At 43.6% G+C, this 22033-nt stretch carries 17 protein-coding genes; 13 read left to right on the forward strand and 4 right to left on the reverse strand.

All coding sequences use genetic code 11. From position 1 onward, the window contains the following. The first annotated feature begins 405 nt into the window (after nt 1-405). The 3 genes from PNC201_RS19755 (at nt 406) to rmuC (ending at nt 2845) form a co-directional block, all read left to right on the forward strand. Nucleotides 406-609, forward strand: a complete 204-nt coding sequence (locus PNC201_RS19755; RefSeq protein ID WP_010605534.1) for a hypothetical protein — start codon at nt 406-408, stop codon at nt 607-609. 5 nt (nt 610-614) lie between these two features. Beyond that, nucleotides 615-1301, forward strand: a complete 687-nt coding sequence (locus tag PNC201_RS19760; RefSeq protein WP_010605535.1) for a response regulator — start codon at nt 615-617, stop codon at nt 1299-1301. Between the two features lie 62 nt (nt 1302-1363). Beyond that, the gene (gene rmuC, locus PNC201_RS19765) at nt 1364-2845 is read left to right on the forward strand and encodes a DNA recombination protein RmuC (protein WP_102058141.1); all 1482 of its coding nucleotides are present in this window, start codon (nt 1364-1366) and stop codon (nt 2843-2845) included. A 75-nt stretch (nt 2846-2920) separates the two neighbouring features. On the opposite strand, the gene PNC201_RS19770 is transcribed toward rmuC, so the two are convergent. Then, a complete protein-coding gene (locus PNC201_RS19770; RefSeq protein ID WP_102058142.1) occupies nt 2921-3406 on the reverse strand; it encodes a hypothetical protein in 486 nt (161 codons plus the stop codon). A gap of 356 nt (nt 3407-3762) precedes the next feature. On the opposite strand from PNC201_RS19770, the gene PNC201_RS19775 reads away from it, so the two are divergent. Then, complete coding sequence (locus PNC201_RS19775; RefSeq protein ID WP_102058143.1) at nt 3763-6306, forward strand: TonB-dependent receptor plug domain-containing protein; 2544 nt, start codon at nt 3763-3765, stop codon at nt 6304-6306. Between the two features lie 49 nt (nt 6307-6355). Here the strand turns inward: PNC201_RS19775 and PNC201_RS19780 are convergent, their stop codons facing one another. Both PNC201_RS19780 and PNC201_RS19785 read right to left on the reverse strand, forming a co-directional pair. Further along, on the reverse strand, nt 6356-8404 hold the full coding sequence (locus PNC201_RS19780; protein ID WP_102058144.1) for an ATP-binding protein: 2049 nt from the start codon (nt 8402-8404) through the stop codon (nt 6356-6358). A 488-nt stretch (nt 8405-8892) separates the two neighbouring features. Then, nucleotides 8893-10497, reverse strand: coding sequence for an isocitrate lyase (locus PNC201_RS19785; RefSeq protein ID WP_102058145.1), 1605 nt, complete (start codon nt 10495-10497; stop codon nt 8893-8895). Between the two features lie 247 nt (nt 10498-10744). Between PNC201_RS19785 and PNC201_RS19790 the strand changes: the two genes are divergently transcribed. Then, the gene (locus tag PNC201_RS19790; protein ID WP_102058146.1) at nt 10745-12922 is read left to right on the forward strand and encodes a malate synthase G; all 2178 of its coding nucleotides are present in this window, start codon (nt 10745-10747) and stop codon (nt 12920-12922) included. A 95-nt stretch (nt 12923-13017) separates the two neighbouring features. On the opposite strand, the gene PNC201_RS19795 is transcribed toward PNC201_RS19790, so the two are convergent. Next, nucleotides 13018-13533 (reverse strand): cysteine hydrolase family protein, encoded by a 516-nt coding sequence (locus PNC201_RS19795; protein WP_102058147.1) that lies wholly within the window; start codon nt 13531-13533, stop codon nt 13018-13020. A gap of 102 nt (nt 13534-13635) precedes the next feature. On the opposite strand from PNC201_RS19795, the gene PNC201_RS19800 reads away from it, so the two are divergent. The 8 genes from PNC201_RS19800 (at nt 13636) to PNC201_RS19835 (ending at nt 22024) form a co-directional block, all read left to right on the forward strand. Continuing rightward, nucleotides 13636-14547, forward strand: a complete 912-nt coding sequence (locus PNC201_RS19800; RefSeq protein ID WP_102058148.1) for a GlxA family transcriptional regulator — start codon at nt 13636-13638, stop codon at nt 14545-14547. A gap of 304 nt (nt 14548-14851) precedes the next feature. After that, a complete protein-coding gene (locus PNC201_RS19805; protein WP_102058149.1) occupies nt 14852-15352 on the forward strand; it encodes a hypothetical protein in 501 nt (166 codons plus the stop codon). Then, nucleotides 15345-15557 (forward strand): helix-turn-helix transcriptional regulator, encoded by a 213-nt coding sequence (locus PNC201_RS19810; RefSeq protein ID WP_045988593.1) that lies wholly within the window; start codon nt 15345-15347, stop codon nt 15555-15557. The genes PNC201_RS19805 and PNC201_RS19810 overlap by 8 nt, the downstream gene beginning before the upstream one ends. Before the next feature lie 214 nt (nt 15558-15771). Continuing rightward, the gene (locus tag PNC201_RS19815; RefSeq protein ID WP_102058150.1) at nt 15772-16623 is read left to right on the forward strand and encodes a substrate-binding periplasmic protein; all 852 of its coding nucleotides are present in this window, start codon (nt 15772-15774) and stop codon (nt 16621-16623) included. A 299-nt stretch (nt 16624-16922) separates the two neighbouring features. Continuing rightward, entirely contained in the window at nt 16923-17513 is a 591-nt protein-coding gene (gene betI / locus PNC201_RS19820) for a transcriptional regulator BetI (RefSeq protein ID WP_102058151.1), read from the forward strand. A gap of 1 nt (nt 17514) precedes the next feature. Continuing rightward, nucleotides 17515-18978, forward strand: coding sequence for a betaine-aldehyde dehydrogenase (gene betB, locus PNC201_RS19825; RefSeq protein WP_102058152.1), 1464 nt, complete (start codon nt 17515-17517; stop codon nt 18976-18978). A gap of 9 nt (nt 18979-18987) precedes the next feature. After that, a complete protein-coding gene (gene betA, locus PNC201_RS19830) occupies nt 18988-20655 on the forward strand; it encodes a choline dehydrogenase (RefSeq protein ID WP_199539721.1) in 1668 nt (555 codons plus the stop codon). Nucleotides 20656-20806: 151 nt separating this feature from the next. Then, nucleotides 20807-22024 (forward strand): choline transporter, encoded by a 1218-nt coding sequence (locus tag PNC201_RS19835; protein WP_102058154.1) that lies wholly within the window; start codon nt 20807-20809, stop codon nt 22022-22024. Nucleotides 22025-22033: the final 9 nt, after the last annotated feature.

A 22033-nucleotide genomic window follows, 5' to 3' on the forward strand; every position in this document is an offset into this window, starting at 1 on the left:
CTGATTGTAATAAGCCAGCTTAATTAAGTTGGCTTTTCTTTTTTCTGGCTCTAGGGCCTGTTTATCTTTCAAGTTTGTTTTTACAGCAGTTTGACTGGTATTTATACAAGGCAGAGCCTGCGTAGCATAGTCATTCTATGTAAGTCTGGCGATAACATAGTAGAAATGCCAATCAAGCGCTGCCCTTTGGGTTCACCTGAGTGCGCTTTGGTCATTGTTGCTCAACTTTTGCCTAGATTACTAGGCGGCAAGTCGAGCGTCGCGATCAAAACACACTCAGAAGAACAAAAATCAAACAGCAAAGGTCAACAGGCCCTAAAACATCTTTCACTCCATTTTTATTCCATAATCTCGCGCTTTAATAACTACAACGGAGAAACGCCATAGACCAATTAGGATAACGTTATGCTTTGCTACGACGCGACAATTTCACAATTAAACTTTATTGAGACGCAATCAGAATCTGACTATGATCTACTTAATGAAGTTGCGAGTTCAGAAGACTTGTCTAGTATACTTACCATGTTACTGTTCGATGACACGCTTTCAGATAAGTTAAAGCGCCAAGTTAGACAACAATTGAAGAAGTTAAAAGCAAAGAGTAAATAAATCCTATGTCTACCTCATCAAGAATTTTGCTTGTCGAAGACGACCAAGATATTGCAGAGCAGGTGCTGTTGTTTTTTAGAGCATCCGGTTTTGAAATGTTTCATATTGCAGACGGTGCCGAAGTTGTACCTTGGGTAAAGTTAAATCAACCAGATGCAATCTTGATGGATATAATGTTGCCGAACCAAGATGGCGTAGAGTGTATGCGTCAAATTCGAGCATTTTCTGAAGTACCAATTGTGATGCTGACTGCCAAAGTGGCAGAAGCGGATCGTTTACAGGGCTTAGAAGTCGGCGCAGATGATTATGTATGTAAACCTTTTAGCGCCGCTGAGTTAGTGATGCGCATGAAAGCGATCTTACGTCGTTGTGTGAACACCAATGCGTATCAAAAGCCTATCGAAGTAAATCGGGAAGAATTAACGGTTAAACTGAATGGCAGTACATTAGGCTTAACCAAAGTTGAGTTTGACGTCTTTGCGCTTTTATATGACGCACCAAACCGTGTCTTTTCAAGACAGCAAATTCTTGATTATATTCAGCCTGATAACTTTGATATTTCGGATCGCGTAATCGACAGCCACATTAAAAATATCAGAAAGAAAATCAAAGGATTAGATTTATCTCCGAAAATTGTAGAGTCGGTATATGGCGCCGGATATCGCTACAATGGTCAACAGATCACTGAATGACTAAGTGATTGAAATTTATATCTAAGGTATTATCAAAGCAGAAGAACCGATGAGATCTCAATATGCTTTGGTCAATGCTCTCCAATACGCCTGCATGGTATAGTCTTGCGCTATTTGCAGGCGGTGCGGCTACCCTACTCCCCGTCGTTTGGGTTATGCGCAGCACTTTCAAGAATCAACTCAATAATCAACTCGCCTCCGAGCAAGCACTTAGGTCGCAACTAAGCCAAGCTGAGCAACTCGCTGAGCAATTAAGAGCGCAGCAACTACAAAGTCATGGCCAACAGCAGCAATTGCAAGCGAGATTAGCTGAGCGTCAACGGCAAGCCGCTGAATATCAGCAGCTGTGGCAGCGAGAGCTCGATGCCAAGGAAGAAATTCAAGTGCATGCTCATGGGCTAGAAGTTGAAATGGCCAATCTGCAAACCTTGCTGGAGCAAAAGCAACTGAGCTTTGAGCAGCAGCTCGCGCAGCTTGAGCAAGCGAAGGGCCAGCTGAAAGAAGAGTTTCACAATCTCGCGAATCAAATATTTGATGAGAAAAGCGAGCGCTTTAGTCATCAAAGCAAAGAAAAAATCCAGCAGTTGCTGCAGCCAGTACAAGGTGAATTAAAGGGCTTTAGAGATAAAATGGAAGCCATTCATAGTGAAGAGCTGAAGCAACGGGCGTCATTAAAAACCGAATTGCTGCACTTACAAGCCAACAATAAAGCCATGACCGAGCAAGCAGATCGTTTGACCACGGCGTTACAAGGGCAAAAGAAAGCACAAGGCAACTGGGGCGAACTCATGCTCGAAAATGTGCTAGATAGCGCTGGGCTACGTCCGGGTTACGACTATCAGCGAGAAGTCAACTTTAATACCGACGAAGGCAAGTTTCGCCCTGACGTCGTGGTTTACTTACCGCAATCTCGTCACCTGGTAATTGACGCTAAAACCTCATTGAATGCCTATACAAGGTATATTAATGCCACAACCGATAGTGAAGCGAATCAAGCCATTGTGGCACACACCGAAGCCATCACTGCACGGATCAAAGAGTTGGGTAGTAAATCTTATGAGCGCTTACCAGGTCTTAACTCCCCAGAGGTGGTCATCATGTTTATCCCTGTGGAATCTGCATTTGTTGAGGCGGTTAAGCATAAGCCAACGCTTTATCAGGACGCTTTACAAAACAATGTATTGGTGGCAACGCCAACAACGCTTTTAACCAGTCTTAATATCGTTAAACAGTTATGGCGTTTTGAAGAGCAAAGCAAGCATACCAGAGAGCTGGCGCTTCGAGCTGAGAAGTTTTATAACAAGCTCAATAGCTTCTTACATAGTATGGAAGGGGTGGGTAAGCAGCTTGATAAAGCAAAAGAGAGCTACGAGCGAGCATTTTCTCAGTTATATATGGGTAAAGGCAACTTAATTAAGCAAGCTTCTGAATTTAAAGAACTAGGCGTTGCCGTAGTCAAGGAGCTACCCGAAGAACTCGAAGAAAAAGCTAAACTTGAGCTCGAGCCGGTAAGTCAGCTTGGCAACCACGATAGCTCGAAATAACGCTTGAAATCCAAAAAAACAAAAAAGGCCCATTGGGCCTTTGAACGAAAGATAAAAGAATTTAACCTGAAATGATTAAGGTGTCTTGCACTTGGCATAGTCACTGTGGCGTGGCGTATCCGAATACAAGTGCATATAAAGCGCAAACTGGCTGACATCACGCCAAACATTGCTATTGGCCGGTGGGCATAGTGACTGCTCGATATAACCCTTCAGTGCCTGTCCCGTTAATGCTAATTTAGTCGGGATACGGATAAACACATTGATGTCATCTTTACTGGTTTTTAAATGTGAGAACTGCCAGCTTCCAACCATATACTGTTTGGTAAAGTAGCGGTTGATACGCATTTGGGATTCTTTACTAAGCTGCTGAGTGGGTGCCTCAGGCGTTTCGGTAACAAATGCCCATGCACTTATCAGTGAAATAATAGTGGCTAGTACAAAAGTCCAAATCACAGCTGGTGATAGTTTATTTTTTGGCTTTATTTGAAGTTGCTGCTGGTTCGCTCTAGATTCAACAATTTTCAACCATTCAGCATGTTTTAGCGTCCGTTGTGTCATTGGTACTCTCCGTTTCTGCATATTGGTATTTAAGCGCTTCAATGTGGAGTAAAGATGGAGTGAGTAAACATCAGACCAGTGCCCTTATGAGGTATAAGTTAGATCTAAAAATTCTTTATTGTCGATGAAAGAATAATTCTAAAATTCGCATCTTTTCTGATGAGATTTGCTTAATCTTAGGGTGGTATTGAATTAGTAAGTACCAACATTTTAGTCTTAAGTCTAATGGGGGTCGTACCGAATTTGTGTTATTTACTTGGGTACCTATTCAGTCTTGATTTATCTTCATATCGACTAAATTAAGTAATAATCGGTCTTTTACAGACTCTGCGTTCAACATATTCACGGGACAAACTATGCAATTTATTAATAACAAGCTGGAAAACGCTGTTCGCAAGCCAATCTCGTTGGCTGTCGGTGCTGCGCTTCTTTCAACTATTTCAATCCATGCGCAAGCAGAAAGTAACAACACTGAAGCCAAAGAAAGTGTTGAAGTCATCGAAATCACGGGTACACGAAGAAGTCTTCGTAGTATTGCCGAGAGCACGGTGCCGGTAGATGTGATTTCTTTAGAAGATATGCAAAGTACCGGTCAGCTGGAGCTGAGCCAAGTACTCACTACGCTCGTGCCAAGTTTTAACTTCCCAAATTCAACGCTGGCGGATGGTACGGATCACGCCCGTCCGGCAGTGCTTAGAGGTTTAGCACCGGATCACACCTTAGTGCTGGTTAATGGTAAGCGTCGTCATGCTGGCGCATTATTGAATTTAAATGGTACCGTTGGTCGTGGTTCAACGGCGGTTGATTTAAATACTATCCCAGCTGCCGCGATTAAGCGTATAGAAGTACTGCGTGATGGCGCTGCTGCTCAATACGGCTCAGATGCCATTGCTGGCGTTATTAATATTGTGCTTAAAGATGCCGAAGAAGGCGGCAGTATTAGTGTGACCTATGGTGAGCACGATACGCAGATGGCAGGTGTCCCTGACTTATTACAAACCCGTGCAAACGCTGCGGGCGATTTAGACTTTGTGCTTGGAGATGACCGCAAGCGTAATGATGGCGGTACTACAACAATTGGTGCCAACGTTGGTTTTGCTTTAGGTAATGAAGGTTTTATTAATCTGTCTGCCGAATATAGAGATAAAAAACCGACTAATCGTTCAGGCTTTGATCCAAGAGAGCAGTATGCTCGTGATGAAAATGGTCAACTTGACTCAAGAGAGTTTTCATTTGATCGCTACAACCACCGTTTTGGTAAAGCTGAAGTGGAAGACTTTGCACTATTTTATAATGCGGGTTACAACCTAGATGCGGAAACCGAACTTTATTCATTTGGTAGCTACTCAACACGTGAAGGTAACTCCGGTGGTTTCTATCGTCGCGCAAATGACAGCCGCAACTTAACTGCGGTATACCCAGATGGTTTCTTGCCTCAAATCGTCAGCGATGTAGATGATTACTCTTTTGCGGTTGGTGTAAAAGGCACTCAAGGTGAGTGGGATTACGATATCAGTACAAACTATGGTGTGAATGACTTCGCTTTGGGTGTCGTAAATAGTTTGAATACTTCGATGGGGGTAACAAGTCCGACTGAGTTTAATAACGGCGCTTTAGTCTATTCACAGTGGCTTGTGAATGCTGATGCTAAAACGGCATTGGATTTGGGCTTACCGGATGACGTATTTTTCACGATTGGTGCAGAATATCGCCGCGAAACCTATGAAATTGAAGTCGGTGAAGAAGCGTCTTACCTCACCGTGCTTGATGCAGAAGGCAATCCCGTTGCAGCTGGTGGTGCGCAGGTGCTCGCTGGTTTCTCACCAGCAAGTGCTGTCGATGAATCTCGTCATAACATCGCTTTATTCGCAGAGTTTGATACCTACTTAACGCAGGACTGGAATGTCGTCTTGGCGGGTCGTTTTGAAGATTACAGTGATTTTGGCAGCACTTTCACCAGTAAACTGGCATCGCGCTATGTGGTGTCGGATAACTTTTCACTACGTGGTGCAGTAAGCACAGGCTTTAGAGCGCCTTCATTGGCTCAAACGTCCTATAAATCAATTGCTACGGTATTTGAAAATGGCGTACCGAGTGAAGTTGGCCACTTCCCTGTTGATACGCCAGCTGCAAAAGCGCTGGGTGCTCGAGAGCTTGAACCGGAAGAGTCGGTCAATATGACGGCGGGCTTTGTCTACACACTAGACGCGTTCTCATTTACTGTGGATGCCTATCGAATTGACATCGACGATCGCATCGTCCTTTCTGAGAACTTGGGCGGTCCTGAGGTCATTAATATTTTGCAGCAAGCGGGTGAGCTTAATACGCAAAGTGTAAGGTACTTCACTAATGCTATCGACTCGCGCACTCAAGGTGTGGATATCGTAGCAACGTACAGTTTTGATCTTGCCGACTACGGTAATCTGCGTTTAAGTGCCGCGGTAAACATCAATGACACTGAAGTGACGCATGTAAAAGCAAACCCTGCTGAGCTTGAAGCCCTTGGTGACAGCTATGAGTACTTTGCTCGTCGTGAAATTGCACGATTTGAAGATGGGACACCAAAAGACAAATGGAACCTAGCTGCAATTTGGCAATTTGGCGATTGGCAGACGACATTACGTGCCACACGCTATGGTGAAACGGTAGATTCTTCGAGCGCAGTAGAGGGCGATGAAGTATTAGATGCTAAATGGATCACTGATTTAGAAGTGGCTTATAACCTAGGTGACAACTGGAAGGTTGCTGTAGGCGCTAACAATCTATTTGATCAATATCCTCAAGATACTGTTAGTAATATTGGTTATACAACGTTTAACCAGATCTTCCCTTACTCTGCGTTCTCGGCATATAACACCGATGGTCGTTTTGTGTATGGCAATATCAGCTACCGTTTCTAAGCAAGCTCAGAAAGACAAAAGGCCAAGCATCTGCTTAGCCTTTTGTACTTTATGCTGGTACATCTACCGCGTGAGGTAAGTTTATCTGAATACACAAACCGCCATACTTCCCGGACTTCACTGTGATTTTTCCATTCATCGCTTCAATTAAGCTCTTACAAATAGATAAACCAAGACCTGAGCCTCCTGTTGCACGACTTCTCGATGCCTCGACACGGTACAAGCGTTCAAACAGTTTGTTTTGCTCGGCTTCAGATACGCCTGGTGAGCTATCATCTACTTGTAGGAATAGTCCTTGTTTATTGACCACGGCTTTAAACCTTACCTTGCCGGGTTTATCTGTGTATAAACATGCATTCTTAGCAAGATTATCGATAACCCTATCCAGCTTTGGTTTATCAATGTAAATACTCATATCATCGACGTGAATGTCGGCGATAAATTGCAGCTGATTACTAGTTACTAATCTTTCAATATCGTACACATAGCTTTGGATAACCGTTTTCGCGCCATGCTGTTGGGGGTGGATCACAAGCGCGTCATGATCAGCTTGAGACAATTGATATACGTTCGAGATCAATTCATTTAGCTGATTTATCTTGTTGTTGATCTTGGCATATGCAAGTGTGCTGTCATCAATAAGATTGTGTTCCATCGCTTCGATATGGAGTTTTAAGACACTAAGTGGCGTACGTAACTCGTGGGAAATATCGGCCAGCATTTTATCTTTATGCTCAATATTCAATTGATACATTTTTGCTTTTAGCGCCGCATTTCTATGCTTGACGACAAAAAATCCGACTAGAAATAATCCAGCTAAAAAGGTCGAGATTGCAGTGATCACCCACATTTGTGTGGATAGCTTGGCGTTTTGTAAGTTAACCTCGGTTATGGCTTGTGCAGAGCGTGCTTGCTCCAGTTGTTGAGATTGAATAAGCGCGTCAATACTGGCTTTATAGGTACTTACTTGTTTTTCTAGTAATGTTTCATGAAGTTGAGTCTGTAGCTTTGAAGTCGACTTCATAAATTGAAAAGCTTGGGCGTATTCATGATGTGCAGCAAGCGTTATCGCTTTAAGGCGATGATATTTTTCGAGCAGCACCTCTGCCGTTTCTATTTCGGTTAGGGCGTCCAGCTTGGTGAGTAGTGTTTTTGCTTTGGCTAATTCTTTACGTTTTAGCCTAACTTCTAACTCCGTCAAGTAGGCGTAAAATTGTTGCAGTGTTGAACTGGTTTGAGTGGCATATTCAATGCCTGCAAGTGCATCCGACAGGGCATTGTCTAAGTCTGCCTTGGCTATATGGATCAATGCGGAGTTTCGATATGCCCTAGCGAGTGAAACCCTAGCATTGAGTTCTTTTAGAAATTCAATGGCCTCTTTTGTTTGCGCTAATGCTTCGTCCGTTTTACCGTTCTTAAACTTCAGCTCTCCCAAGCGAAGGGCCGTGCCTGCGACGTTGCGTAATTCTTTTGAAGCTTTATCTGCAACGAGAGCTTGTTGAAAGAAATACTCTGCATTTTCCTCATCCCCCATACGCACAGAAATATCACCGAGATTATAAAAGTTAGCCCCTTGCTTTTCGTACTGATCAGTTCCTTTTAGTAATTCATAGGCTTTTAAGTGATATTGCATAGATTGCGCAAGCAGATTTCTATGGTCGGCAACAACACCTAGATTATTATAGGTTTGCGCCACTAAATTTGATTTATCCATTGCCTCGGCTGAAGCGAGCGCTTTTAAGTAAAAAGACTCGGCCTGCTCAAGCTGGCTTAAGTTACGATAGTTAATGCCTATCTCTCTGTATAAATCATACTTGCGCGCTTCGGTAAGGAAAAACTGCTTTTCGATATAGCTAAGAGTAGATATTGATTTCTCATATAAGTCTTGCTTTCGATAAATCATGGCCTGCAAATAAATCGCTTGATATCGCGTTTCTTCTTCTTCACTGACGCTGGCCGTTTCAATTTTAACTAAGGCTTCGGTGTATTTCCCTGCCTTTTCTAAATCTTCTATTTCCTTGATAACTGTATTCCCTGCCAGGCAATGCATCGCTGTAAGCAGTGCTACTGCTTTTATTAAGTTCTTAATGGGGGTCATGTATCAACTTCAATGTACTGTAATCAGTTTTATAGTTTTACATGGAAAAGTGGGGTAAATATGGAAAGTGTAAAGGGGGTTTACAGCAGAATGAAGTGCTTATAAATCTGAGGTTAGTCATATTTTGATTTTTAGTCAAAATAAACTCAGAACAAAATTTTACTAAGTAAGTTAGTAAAAATGTGACCTGTCGCTGGTTTAGTTAGTAAAATTTTGGTTTGTGAAAGTGAAAAAAGTCACAAATGCGCTCTTTTTTGTCTGGATCTTAGATCTTTACTGTAAAGATCGGGATCGTTAGGTATTGAGTTAATAAAATTCTGATCTCAAATAGGTCTAGGTTAGTAAAAATATGATCTGAATAACTGGCGTTGGTAAATACGTGATCTCAGTTACCAGTGGCTAGTAAAAATCTGATCCACAATAGATAAAAGGGCCTGACGGCCCTTGCTGATTAAGGAACTATATAAGTCGTTATCTAAATCCAGTGTTTAGAACTGGTTCATGGTGTTGGCTTCACCGCCTGCTTTGAGTGCGTTCTCACCAGAGAAATACTCTTTGTGCGTGTCACCGATATTAGAGCCTGCCAAGTCTTGGTGTTTAACTGATGCTTGTTCGCGACGGATTTCTTGTCGTTGCACATCGCGCACATAGGCAAGCATACCCGCGTCACCAAAATAGCCTTCAGCCAGAATATCAGTGCTGAGCGCTGCTGTATGGTAAGTTGGCAGTGTAATAAGGTGATGGAAAATTCCCGCTTCTCTTGCCGAGTCACGCTGGAAGTTTTGCACCAGTAAATCGGCTTCGGTTGCCAACTCGGTTGCGTCTAACTCTGGCGCCATCAATACTTTTGCATCCGCGCTTGGATTTGGGTATACCGATAAGTCTTTACCTTGCTCTTGCCATTGTTGGTATACCTGTTCACGGAATTTTAATGTCCAGTTGAACGATGGCGAGTTGTTGTACACAAGCTTAGCGTTAGGCACTTGTTCGCGAACTCGGTTAACTAGCTCGGCAATTTGCTCGATATTTGGCTTTTCGGTTTCAATCCACAATAGATCTGCGCCTGATTGAAGACTGGTTACACAGTCTAGTACCACACGATCTTTTTCTGTGCCTGCTCTGAACTGGTATAAACCGTTGTCTAAGCGAACTGGCTTTTGCAGTTCGCCACTCAATTTAATTGCCATCTCACCTTCTTGTAAGTCAGCGGCCGAGGTAACTGGCGTAGTGTCTAAATAGCTAGTGTATTGACTCGCAAGGTCGCCCTGCGCTTTTGATACTGGCACTTTTTGCGTCAAACTTGCACCCAATGAGTCAGTGCGTGCGACGATAACGCCATCTTCAACACCAAGCTCAAGGAAAGCATATCGTACAGCGTTAATCTTGGCTAAAAAGTCTTCATGAGGAACCGTTACTTTACCTGCTTGGTGGCCACACTGTTTTGCGTCCGATACTTGGTTTTCGATTTGAATTGCACAAGCACCCGCTTCAATCATTTGTTTAGCTAATAGGTAGGTTGCTTCTTCGTTACCAAAACCGGCATCAATATCAGCAATGATAGGCACGACATGGGTTTCGAAGTTATCGATTTTGCTAAGGATCTCTGTTGTATCTTGGCCTTTTGCTCTCGTTGCATCAAGATCTTTGTAGAGATGATCTAGCTCTCGCGCATCGGCTTGCTTGAGGAAAGTGTAGATCTCTTCAATCAAAGCTGGAACCGCTGTTTTTTCATGCATACTTTGGTCTGGTAGTGGGCCAAACTCTGAGCGCAGCGCAGCAACCATCCAGCCACTTAGGTAGACGTAAGAGCGTTTTGTGGTTTTATTGTGACGCTTTACTGCCATCATCATTTGTTGCGCGGTAAAACCGTGCCAACAACCAAGCGATTGCGTGTATTGGCTGCTATCTGCGTCGTACGCTGCCATGTCTTCACGCATCACTTTTGCCGTGTATTTTGCAATGTCCAAACCGGTTTTAAAACGGTTTTGTAGGTGCATACGGCTGGCATACTCAGGACTGATAGACTGCCAAGTTTTTCCTTGGCTTTGGCATAGACTAGAGAAATGATCTAACTGAGTTTGATACTGAGACATAATTAGCTTCCTTTGAACGGGTACTATAAATCAAATTAAATTCTGGTTGTTTGTTACACGAAACCAACTGGTGTGAGAGTGGTTGGCTGCGGGCTTAATTAAACACTAGGCCGATAAATTAGATTTTTTAAATTTATAGTTATTATTACGAGTATATTTTTTGTGAATGGGAAAAGGGGTTCGTTTTTCCAAAAATTGTTTTATGTTTGACCTATCCCGTTCAAAAAATGTTAATCAAGGACTCTCCATGAGCAAGTATGTCACTCATTCAGGCTTCCAAATTGCGATTCCACTGGCGCAGTTTGTTGAGCAATCTCTACTTCCCGGTACGGGGATCGCGGTCAATCAATTTTGGCAAGGCGTAGCGGATATTTTTTCGGAACTTGGGAAGCAAAACCAAGCGTTACTCAACAAACGCGATACCCTGCAACAGCAAATTGACGATTACCATCTCTCTCATCCTGATTGGCAGTCGGCAGAATATCGGACATTTCTTGAATCTATCGGTTATTTGCAGCCTGAGCCTGAAGATTTTGCCATCGAAACCGAGCATGTGGAGCCTGAAATTGCGAGCGCAGCCGGTCCTCAGTTAGTGGTGCCTGTCAGTAACGCTAGGTTTGCGCTCAATGCGGCGAATGCGCGCTGGGGCTCTTTGTATGATGCGCTCTATGGAACGGATGTTCTTGGCGAAGAGGATGGTGCTGAGCGTACTCAAGCCTATAATCCGAACCGTGGGTTTAAAGTAATGGCTTATGCTAGGCAGTTTCTCGATAAAGCACTGCCGTTGGCTGAAGGTTCTCACATAGAAAGTACGAACTACGCGATTCTAGACGGCAATTTGGTGATTACACTCAACGACAGCACCCAAGTTGCACTGCAAAAGCCTGAGCAGCTAGTGGGTTATCAGGGGGAGGCACAAAATCCAAGCGCGGTATTGTTGCGCCACCATGATCTGCATATTGAGATCCAAATTGATCCACACCATCCGATAGGACAGGCAGACAAAGCCGGGATCAAAGATGTCGTCCTTGAGGCTGCACTTACGACAATCATGGATTGTGAAGACTCAGTTGCGGCGGTGGATGCACAAGACAAAGTATTGGTATACCAAAATTGGTTAGGCTTGATGAAAGGGAGCTTGAGTGAGACCTTTGAAAAGTCAGGCCAATCGCTGACTCGGACGCTAAATGCCGACCGAAGTTACGTAGATACACAAGGCCAGCGTATGACACTAAAAGGTCGCTCTATGATGTTTGTGCGCAATGTTGGCCACCTAATGACAACGCCAGCGATACTGGATGCAGAAGGAAACGAGCAGTTCGAAGGGATCTTAGATGCCATCATGACAAGCACGGCTGCGCTGCATGATTTACAAGGCAATAGTCCGTTTAAAAACTCGACGGCAGCAAGTATCAATATCGTGAAGCCAAAGATGCACGGGCCTGAAGAAGTCGCTTTCACTGATACCCTATTTAGCCGAGTTGAAGCGCTGCTCTCGCTACCCAAAAATACCATTAAAATGGGGATTATGGATGAAGAGCGCCGTACTTCGGTAAACTTAAAAGCGTGTATTGCTGCCGCTAAGCAGCGTGTAGTATTTATCAATACTGGCTTTTTGGATAGAACAGGCGATGAAATTCATACCTCAATGCTGGCGGGCCCTGTATTGCCCAAAGTGGCAATTAAAGGACAGTCTTGGATAGCGGCCTATGAAGATCAAAATGTGGATATTGGCCTTAAAACCGGTTTTAGGAAAAAGGCACAAATAGGCAAAGGAATGTGGCCAATGCCAGATAAAATGGCGCTGATGATGGAGCAAAAGCAAGGCCATCCTGAGTCTGGTGCTAATACTGCATGGGTGCCCTCTCCTACCGCAGCAACGCTCCATGCGATGCACTATCACTATGTGGATGTGTTTGCACGCCAACTTGAGATAAGAACACGTCAGCAGGCATCGCTCGATAACTTACTTACGCCCCCGTTGATGTTAGAAAACGATTTGTCTGCGGAGGATATTCAAGCCGAATTAGACAATAACGCGCAGGGTATTTTGGGCTACGTGGTGCGCTGGATAGATCAAGGTGTAGGTTGCTCAAAAGTGCCTGATATCAATCACGTTGGATTAATGGAAGACAGAGCAACGCTTAGGATCTCAAGCCAGCATATCGCTAACTGGTTATATCATGGCATTTGTAGCGAAGAGCAAGTGGAAAAAACTTTTAGGCGCATGGCGGCTGTAGTAGATGGTCAAAACGAAGGTGACAGCCTTTACCAACCAATGCTCAACGACCATAAACCGCTTAGTGAAAACCTTGCTTATAAAGCGGCGTTGTCTTTGGTATTTGAAGGCCGAGTACAACCCAATGGTTACACCGAGCCGCTACTTCACGCCTATCGACAAGCCTATAAGCAGCAGGCTAATTAGTCTCTTTTCATTTCGATGTCACTCAAATCAAGGCTGGTCAATCCAGCCTTTTTGGTTTTTCTGCTTGTGTCGTGATTTATCACGACGAGCATGGGCTATATTTGCGACACGGCAATCAAAGGTACTCGTGTTGAAACACCGTTGAGTGCAATTTTGTGGATCATTTCATCTAGGGTAGTGCAGCAATCACTGAGAATGTAGACATTGTACTGCTCCGCCGATTTCGATAGCGCGGTATGGGTTACACAGTTTTGTGTCATCATGCCGCAGATATATAAAGTGTCGATACCTTTAGATTGGAGCAAATCGTTTAAGGAGGTTTGCTCAAAGCTGTCGGCATAGGACTTTACGATATGGTGGCCGTTTTCTTGCGCTTGGCGTAGGCCATTATGAAGCTCGACACCGCTAGTGTTGGCATTGAAAAATGGTGCTTTTCCTTGCTCTGGATTAGCTATGTGCTGGACATAAACGACTTCCATGTTTTGCTCTGCTGCTTTTTTGATAGCAGTATTGATGTTTGCTAGTGTATTTTCGGTATTCCATAACGGGAAAAGCCCTCCAGGAAAGTAGTCATTTTGAATATCGATCACCAATAGTGCGCTGTTGTTCATTTTTTTACCTCGTTAGTTAATTTGCAGAGGTATTGTGCTGGAGTTGTAACTTTGACTGGAATGTCTAAAATGACATTTTTGAGTTCAAATTCGACAATGTAGATGAAACCAATAAAAGTGGCGATTTGTCACTATCCTCACGCGATGAAGTCGGCTGTGTATGGTCTAGAAGAGCTGTTTTTTCTAGCTGATAGAATTTGTATCGAAGAGTCACAGGATACCCGCTTTACAACACATGTTGTCACCTTTAGTAGTGCTGTAAAGGGGGATTACAATATTGTGTTATTGCCGCCGAGTGTTAGTTCTGATTATTACCTCAAACCTGAACCTCAATTACTTGCTTGGTTAACCGAGCAGCACCAACAAGGTGCAGTTATCGCCTCTGCCTGTGCGGGGGCTTTTATACTTGCGGCCTCGGGGCTAAGTCATCAGCGCTTACTTACCACGCATTGGGGGTTAACTGAGGCATTTAAACGGCACTTTCCTAACCAGCCTATTGATACACGAAAAATTTTAATCGATCACAATGATATTATGTCGGCTGGCGGTATGATGTCATGGCTTGATCTTGGATTAGAGCTAGTCAAAAAATATAGTGGTCACTTGGTCATGCGCAAGTTAGGCAAAACGCTTGTCGTAGATACGGCTCAGCGGGAGCAGAGCTACTATCATCAATTTCAGCCAAACTTTCAACATGGTGACGATGCTGTGCTGCGCGCTCAGCAATATATTAACACCCGTTATGGTCACAATATTTCAATTACAGAACTAGCTGATATCGCTCTACTTACGCAAAGAACCTTACAGCGACGTTTTGCTAAGGTGCTCGGACTCAATCCAAATCAATATCTGCAACGGTTTCGGGTGCAGAAAATGTGTGATTTATTAGAAAGCACGAGCAAGCCATTTGATTGGATTGCGCACCAGGTAGGATACGAGGATACGACAGCCTGCCGTAAGGTGTTTAATAAATGTATGGGCTTAACGCCAAGCGAATTTCGAAAGCGTTTCTAGTTAACCTGAACCCGGGATAACAACTTGTTCTCTAGCAGCTGTTACCCCTTACTACTGCGTTAAATTTGCTTGCAATAGGCCAGCTATTGACGCACAAATTTGCCTTGTATTAAGAAATAACTTCTGGCTAGAGTGATATTACACTTTTGAGCTTAGGGATTTTAGTTTAATAACTAACTTCTTATCTCGAATTTAGGTTGGTTACTTAAACTTGACTTAAAGTAAGAAATATTTGACTTGTTGTTGAGCAAAGTTTACGCTTTTAATGTTAAAAATACTTAACCTTGAGTAAAGTGAGGATAACATGGAAAGCAACAATAAGATTAAAGCGTTTTTAGACTCGTTGAGTTTCCGTGACTTAACGATTGCGATAGAGTTTTTGGTAACAGGTTATATCTTGTATTTTTATTTAGGCGAAATAACAGCGGCTACAGAGCAGTTACGTCAAGATCCGAGTTGGGTATCAGGATTGTTGCTTAAGGTGATTGTTATTTCTATCGTGACATCTATTGCAGGTCAGCTGCTACTGAGCTTTGTTAGCGATAAAGATATGGATAAGCCGTTAGATGAGCGTGAAAAATTGATTGCGCTATCTGGATGCAAACCTGCCTACTGGGTGCTTCAGGTTGGTGTGTGTATCTCTATTTTCCAGTATTCTGCTGAAGCGCAAAATTGGTCGCAAGCGCTTCCTTTTGAACTACCATTTTCACCACTTCATATTTTAGTGATTGCATTTTTGCTGGCTGAATTGGTCGGTTATGGAACTCAGCTCGTCAAAGCTCGTTTGGGAGCTGTGTATGGCTGATTTACCAATAAAAAACAAAATCAGAATGCTACGTTTTATGAGCGGTGAAATGACACAAAAAGAGCTTGCTGAGCGAGTGGGTGTTACGAGACAAACGATTATGGCGATCGAGGCTGCAAAATACTCCCCTTCGCTTGAGGTAGCATTTAAGATAGCGCATGTATTTAATGTCTCTATTGAAGAGGTATTCGAATATCAGCCATAAAGTGCCAAAACAAGCGTGATGTAAAGGGGGTTTACGTCACGCTTTTTTGTTTCTGTGAGCACCGATACGTTTTTTGACTTAAATAGTTTAATAATTAGGCATTGTAATCTAGGCTTTAGGTAAATATATTGTTACTACTAAAGATAGTGCCTATGCAATGAACTGAGTCGTCATGTTATAAGGCCGATTGTCATAGACTTGCTCACGAGGTGTCATGGTTAAGCAGTACATATCAGTGAATAACTTGATTGGCATGGCTATATTGGTGTGGGGTTTGGTATTTCCCCCTGTCAGTGCGAGCGAATGCAGTAAAACGGTGAATATTGGCGTTGTTGCCGATTGGCCGCCATTAACTGTGTTTGATGAGCTTGGGCCTTGGGGCCTAGACGTAGACATTGCCGAGATGGTGTTCCAGCATGTTGCCGTGTGTACCACCTATATTCGCCTCCCTTCCAGCGCTCGCACTTTTGAAGAAATGTCAAAAGGAGTGATAGATGTCGCGGTAATGGTTAGCTACACTAAAGATAGAGAAGCATACGGAGATTTCTCTCTGCCCTACCGTTTTGAACGTATGCGATTATTTTCGTTATCACCTCCCACAGCGCTTGCCGATTTAGCTTCATTACTAAAGCAATCGAAAACCATAGGGTTGAGCATCGGATCTTACTATGGAGAGGAACTTGATAAGCTTAAACAAGATCCCCACTATAAAGATCAGTTTGTGAGTATTGCCAGTGCGCAACGGCGGGTTGAAATGTTAATGAAAGCGCGCGTTGATTTTATTGTGGATGATGTGATCACGGGGAACTATTTTATCAAAGAGCGAGGGCTTGACGCTGCGCAGGCTTGGCCTTACGTGGTACATGATAACCAAGTACACTTTTTGCTGCGTAAAAATGTTTTTAGTGCGAGGCTGAAAAGTAAAATTGATGAGGCGATCTTAGCGCTTAAACCTAAGATTGAATTGTTAGTAGCGAGTTATCAGTCAAACGCGTCTTTTGGGGTTTCCACTGTCTCAAATAGGTTTCCTAGTTACCAACCGTTACTGCTTTCAAATCTTGACTAGCAAGGATGTTTAGTCGTACTCAGTTCCATCATTTGGTTCGGTTTTGGTTGTTTTATAGTCAAACCAAACTTAATCAAATTGTCACATCAAAACGGTAAATTATCGCAAATACCTGCAAAATCTCAGATTTTTTAAAATTTTTTAAGATTTTTTGTAATCCTTTAAAACCCCTTAGCTATCATGGGATTAACCTAGGTACAAACGTCAAAAATTTGGCTTTTTACAAAAAGTCAACCTTGAAGTCTCATCTTTATCACCCTAAGCTTTATTTTAATTGAACGGTCAATTAATAAAAAGCTATGCCAAAAGTCGGAATGGAACCTGTTCGTCGTCAGCAGCTAATTGACGCCACTTTAGAGTCAGTTGCCGAGTTAGGATTACAAGCAACCACTATTAATAGTATCAGTAAAAGAGCGGGTCTCTCATCGGGGATCATCAGCCACTATTTTGGTGGTAAACAAGGCTTGATCGAAGCAACCGTGCGCTATCTATTAAACAACTTGAAATACAGTTTGTTGGACAAAACCTGCGGTGGTTGTAGTGCCGAGCAGCGACTCATGTATATCGTAGAAGCTAACTTTGCCATGGTACAGCAGCAGTCAAATACGACGCGTACCTGGTTGAGTTTTTGGGCGCAATCTATGCACGATGATGAACTTCACCGACTACAGCGCGTTAACAGTCGCCGTCTGCAGAGTAACCTAGCGACTTCGTTTGCTGCTTTTATGCCGCGAGCACAGGCAAAAGAAGCGGCTGAGCTTGCCGCCGGTATGATTGACGGACTTTGGTTAAGAGCTGTGCTAAGCAAAGCTGACCATCATGCGTTTCATCACAGTGAAACGCTCGCAAAACGCTACATTCAATCACTTATTAAGCAGTTTGGAGGATAATGTGACAGTCCCTGTATATCAAAATTTTATTCATGGCCAGTTCTTGGCAAACCACTCAGGCGAAAAGTTTGCAGTAAAAAATCCAGCAACGGATGAAGTGATCTACGAGGTAGAGGTTGCTGACAGTCATGTTCAGCAAGCTGCGATTGAAAGTGCCAAAGCGGGCTTTGCATTATGGTCAGCGATGGCACCAATTGAGCGTAGTCGTGTTTTACATAAAGCGGTATCTCTGTTGCGCGAGCGCAATGATGAGCTTGCCAAGATTGAGGTGTTAGATACAGGTAAACCTTGGCAAGAGGCGGAATGTGTAGACATTCAAACTGGCGCTGATGTGATTGAATATTTTGCAGGGTTGGCTCCCGCTCAAGTTGGCACTCAGCAGCCTGTGGGAGGGGACTTTTTCTATACTCGTAAAGAGCCCCTTGGGATTTGTGCAGGCATTGGCGCGTGGAATTATCCACTGCAAATTGCGTGTTGGAAATCAGGCCCTGCACTTGCCGCTGGTAACGCCCTCATTTTCAAGCCATCGGAAGAAACACCACTAGGCGCGATTAAGCTGGCCGAAATCTTTATTGAAGCCGGTGTTCCAGCGGGCGTATTCAATGTGGTACAAGGTGCCGCTGAGGTGGGCCAATGGCTAACTACCAGCCCTGATATTGAAAAAGTATCGTTCACCGGTGAAGTGGGTACTGGCAAAAAAGTAATGCAAAGTGCGGCAAGCAATTTAAAAGAAGTGACGATGGAGCTAGGCGGCAAATCACCGCTTATCGTTTTTGAAGATGCTGATATCTCTCAAGCGATAAGTGCCGCGATGTTGGGCAACTTTTACACCCAAGGTGAAGTGTGTACCAACTGCACACGCGTATTTGTACAGCGTAAGGTTTACGACGCCTTTTTAGCTGAGTTAAAGCAGCGTACCGAACAAAATATCATCGCGGGCGATCCGCTCGATCCAAACGTAAATCTTGGTGCCCTAATCTCAAAGCAGCATCACACACTGGTGATGGATTACATTGAAAAAGGCAAAGCTGAAGGTGCAACCGTACTGACCGGTGGTGAGGCACTTAGTCCTGAAACCGCGCCAAACGGCTACTTTGTCGCACCGACCGTATTTATCGACTGTCATGATGACATGACCATAGTGAAAGAAGAGATCTTTGGCCCAGTGATGTCGGTATTGGTATTCGATGACGAGGAAGAAGTCATTCAACGTGCAAACAACACCCACTTAGGTTTGGCCGCGGGTGTATTTAGTAGAGATATTCAACGTGCACACCGTGTCATCCACCAGCTAGAAGCTGGCATTTGTTGGATCAATAGTTATGGCAACTCACCCGCTGAAATGCCCGTTGGAGGCTATAAGCAGTCGGGCATTGGCCGCGAAAATGGCATCGAGACGCTAGATCAATATACCCAGACTAAGTCTGTGTATATTGGTATGAGCGATATTGAAAGTCCATTTTAATCGAGGAGTATGATGACTGATTTTGATTATATTATCGTAGGTGCAGGCTCTGCAGGCTGTGTGCTTGCAAACCGCCTATCGGAAAATCCAGCGCACAAAGTGCTACTACTCGAAACTGGCGGTAGTGATAAGAGTATTTTTATTCAGATGCCAACTGCGCTATCTATTCCAATGAATACCGATAAATATGCTTGGCAGTTCCATACTGAGCCAGAGCCGCACTTAGACAATCGCGTTATGCATTGTCCTCGCGGCAAGGTACTTGGTGGTTCATCGTCAATCAATGGCATGGTGTACGTTCGAGGCCATGCTAAAGACTTTGACGAGTGGCAAGACAGTGGTGCTCAAGGTTGGGATTATCAGTCTTGTTTACCTTACTTCAAGCGCGCTGAATCTTGGTATTTAGGTGGCGACGAGTACCGTGGTGAGCAAGGTCCGCTTGGCACCAATAATGGTAATGAAATGGCAAACCCGCTCTATCGCGCCTTTATTAGCGCCGGTGAGCAAGCGGGTTATGCGTTTACTAAAGACTATAACGGTGAGCAGCAAGAAGGCTTTGGGCCAATGCATATGACCGTAAAAGGTGGTAAGCGTTGTTCATCAAGTCGCGCCTATTTAGATCCAATTAAACATCGCAGTAACCTCACCATAGTCACGGGTGCCTTGGTACAAAAAGTACTGTTAGATGGCAAAACCGCTACAGGCGTTGAATACAGTGTGAAAGGAAACCTGAAAAAAGCGAATGCAGCGAAGGAAGTGATCCTAAGTGCAGGTTCAATCGGTTCACCGCACTTATTACAATTATCTGGCATTGGCGATAAAGAAGCGTTGACTGCCGCAGGCGTTGAAGTAAAACACCATTTACCCGGAGTGGGCAAAAACCTTCAAGATCACTTGGAGTTTTATTTCCAATACAAGTGTAAGCAGCCCATCACCTTGAATGGCAAGTTGGGGTTAATTTCTAAAGGCTTGATCGGTGCAAGATGGTTACTTGATAAGTCAGGTCTTGGCGCGACCAACCACTTTGAGTCTTGTGCTTTTATTCGTTCGAAAGCGGGCGTTGAGTGGCCAGATCTTCAGTACCACTTTTTACCTGCAGCCATTCGCTATGATGGTAAAAGTGCCTTTGATGGTCATGGGTTCCAAGTTCATGTCGGCCACAATAAACCAAAGAGCCGTGGTGAAGTAACGATTAAATCAGCAGATCCAACGGTGGCGCCTAAAATACAGTTTAATTATCTGGCAGAACAAGAAGACATCGAAGGGTTTAGAGCATGTGTCAGGTTGACTCGTGAAATCATCGAGCAAAGTGCGTTTGATGACTTTAGACAGAGCGAGATCCAACCTGGTGAGCATATCCAAACCGATGAAGAAATTGATGCTTTCGTGCGTCAAGCGGTAGAAAGTGCTTATCACCCTTCTTGTTCATGCAAAATGGGTGAGGATGAAATGGCGGTTGTAGATTCACAAACCCGTGTGCACGGTGTAAAGGGGCTACGCGTTGTGGATTCATCTATCTTCCCAACCATTCCAAATGGCAACCTCAACGCGCCGACTATTATGGTCGCGGAAAAAGCAGCGGATATGATTTTAGGCAATTCACCACTTGCCGCTGAGGGAGCAAACGTTGCTATGACACAAAACTGGCAACAGGTTCAACGTAGTTCGGAGATCTAGTTTCGCCACTCGTATGGGAAAGTTCGTGCCCCATATGAGACCTGCAGTGGCACGCAGTGCAAATCGTTTGCACTGCGTTAATGCGGGAATAATGTAAATAAAAACAACGGAGAAAAAATGAGTTACTTCTATCAATTTTGGGAGGGTGACAATGACAGTATGGCTTAGTGCAGGCATCATTTTCACCCTATTGGCAATTGCCTTTATCTTATTGAAGTGGGGGAATTTACAGTGCGTTGGTGTTACACCGGTTAGAACGTTCACTTTTATTGCAATCTTATTTACTTCTGGCCTAGATGTTGGCCTCATCATGTTTCCGCTTACGGAGTTTGCGGGTTACGCAGACATAAAAGCAAGCCCAGAGTATGCATTTACTAATCCGCTGGCCATAGAGTTTGGTTTTTGGGGATTTTTAATCTGGGGGTTCTACTTTCTTACGTGCTTTTATTTCTGCGTAATAGAGCCCAAGGTAAAATTCTTTGAAATTCCTTGGGTTAAATTCATTAATAACCTAGTTATTATCGGTACTTGTGCGTTTACTGCATTCTTATTGTTGTCTAATCTACCTTGGTATTTACCCAGTTTAGGCGACGGTGAGTCGATTATTCCTAGTTTCTATCTGATTGTGTTTGCGGCGATTGCTTTTGCGGTTTACTCAAGCACTAGCCTTAAGTACGTGCGTTTTTTAAGCATCACGACAACATGGGTCTTTATCGGTTTAATCGCCTTTATGTGGGCGTCAGCGTTTGTCTTTGGTGACAGTTCAATGTCGAGCTATACCAACAACTTGGCACTGATCGGCGGTTACTTTACCAATTTAGATCAGTTTGTGTTGCCACTGAATGACTATCACGAGTTTTATCTGTTTTGGTGGTTTGCGTGGAGCATCATGATAGGGCAATTCACATCGCGTTTTGTCGGTGGCTTGAAAACCTATCAAGTGCTAGCGGCGATGTTGATTTTCCCGTCTATTCCAATCGCTGCATGGTTTAGTGTGCTTTATCACTACCATGAGGCTGGGATCCCTACTGCGGGTATTAAAAACTTTGCAATGGTCTTCGTTGGCGTGGTGTTTGTAATTAACTCACTCGACTCTTTGATCCGCCTATATACAGACAACCTAAACCTTACAGTTAGCCGTTTAGGAAAAAGAAACTATATTTTATTTAATATCGTGGCGTTATCACTGCTTACGCTGTTATTTAAACTAAACTTTTTACAGATCCAATGGGTTGGTGCGTTAGTTATAGGCTTGTTCTTCTCATGTTTTGGTTACATTGCTTATAGCAAATACAAAACTGTGAGCAAGATTGATAGCTCGCCAAAAGACAACCTTATCGACTTTAGAAAAATTGAATCAGTAAACTAGGGATACAAC

It is taken from the genome of Pseudoalteromonas sp. NC201, assembly GCF_002850255.1.
GTDB lineage: Bacteria > Pseudomonadota > Gammaproteobacteria > Enterobacterales > Alteromonadaceae > Pseudoalteromonas.